The 1854-nt window shown below is 55.6% G+C and carries 2 protein-coding genes; one reads left to right on the plus strand and one right to left on the minus strand.

The features are described 5' to 3' along the window. Positions 1–2 precede the first annotated feature (2 nt). The gene (locus tag AC2FIT_RS22495; RefSeq protein WP_496832639.1) at positions 3–902 is read right to left on the minus strand and encodes a DMT family transporter; all 900 of its coding nucleotides are present in this window, start codon (positions 900–902) and stop codon (positions 3–5) included. A gap of 355 nt (positions 903–1257) precedes the next feature. On the opposite strand from AC2FIT_RS22495, the gene AC2FIT_RS22500 reads away from it, so the two are divergent. Beyond that, positions 1258–1854: DMT family transporter (locus AC2FIT_RS22500; RefSeq protein WP_496832637.1), on the plus strand; the 597-nt coding region annotated here is incomplete at its 3' end.

Genomic DNA, 1854 nt, shown 5'->3' on the forward strand with positions numbered 1-1854 from the left:
AGCTATGGGCCCGTGATCGGAGGTGGTCTCCGGCGTTGTCCTGACAGGGCATTTCCAGCAATCGCAGCAAGTAGGACCGCGCCTCCAATCAGTGTGTTGGCGGTAGCAGTTTCTCCCAAGAAAAGCCAAACCCAAAGCGGGCCGAGTAAGACTTCAGCCAGTGAAAGTAGTGTGAGTTCTGCTGCTGGCAGACTTCTCGATCCAATGGTGTAGAGGATCAAACCGGCGCCCACTTGAAAGATCCCCATTGCGAAGGCCACGCTACCGTCATTCAGGCTTATGGCTAGCGAAAGACCCTGAACCTGGCAGATCGCAAAGGTGATGACGACTCCAAAGAGCCCAGACAGAAACACGGACGGCAACATCTCTGACGTTCGGCCCCACCGCAGCGCAACGGTGAATACCGCGAAGCCGAGCGCCGACCCGAGCGCCGCAAGACTGCCTTTCAGAACAACGCTTCCTGATTTATCGGCAACCATGATCGCAATGCCGCCAAGCGCGACAACGATTGCAATCCATGTCGCTCTGCGCACCGGTTCTCGCAGGACCATCCATGCCAAAATAGCCGTTAAGAACGGTGCGGTGGCGAAGAGCAGCATCGCATTGGCAACTGATGTATTCTGTATTGCGTAAATCGCACCGGAGTACGCAGCTAACAACGACAGCGCGGCGACGACGGCGGGGAAGCCGGTTCGGCGAAGCTGGACGAATGGGTTTTCACCGGACCGCAGCCGAATAACGACATAGAGGAATAGCGACATCGCCATTGAGCGGTATAGCAGAATTTGCCAGACACCGGCCTCTTCTATCAAGCGGATGCCAAGACCGACCGTCGACCACAGAACGCCAGCCGCAAAAACAAAAAGCACACCGTGTTTGTGGCCGTCAGAAGAGCTCAATATGTTGGCGGTTGTCGTAATCGCAAAAACTCCAGGTTACCCGAGAGCGTATTCAGGCATCCGACTGTTTTCTGCATCATTTGCGACAACGCCACGGTGAATTGTGCGAACCTTACAAGGGACGCGGTATGCATTTTTGCGCAATATCGTTGGCACTACACAACATGATGGAAATTGACGGCCCCAGTATAAAACGTATCGACTGCTGCAGGGATATAGAGGACACCAACTTTCAGCTAGCGCGATTTAGGCGATCACCTCAGGCCCCGCATCCAGCGCGATAATTTTCCCACTGGTATCGGCGTCAGTGTCGCAATGAAGACAGAAACCAGGCCGCGCCTGCGCCAATGGAGGGAGCATGTCTGTAGCTCCACCTGATCGACAGCTTCATGCAGCGGCCTTCATGATTTGTGCAATGGCGGTCATTGGCGTGATCGACAACTTCATTGCGCCGTTGTCGCGCCACATTGGGCTCTGGCAGTTCCATCTGATGCGGGCCACGATCGCGTGGCCGCTTGTGGCGGTTCTTCCGCTACTTGGACTTGGCGGGTTGATGCCCGTTCGGTTTTGGGCGGTGGCGCTGCGCAGCTTACTAGTGGGCATCTCGATGTTGTTCTACTTCTCGGCTCTGGCGATGATGCCGATTGCCCAAGCACTGGCCGGGCTTTTTACCTCACCAATCTTTATCCTTTTGATCTCGGCAGGCGTGATGGGGCAGCGAGTGGGTATCTGGCGGATCAGCGCGGTTGCCGTTGGGTTCATCGGGATCACTCTTGTGCTGCAACCGAATCCTTCTGATTTCGATCTGACCGTTTTGATCCCTGTGTGCGCCGGATTCTTTTATGCGTTGGGCGCAATCGCCACACGCAGACTATGCGTCGGTGAAAGTACTGTAGCCCTGCTTGCGGGGATGTGGGTCACTTTGGGTTTTCTGGGAGCAGTGGGCACCCTCACA

The sequence above is a fragment of the Ruegeria sp. YTSA135 genome (genome assembly GCF_059610165.1).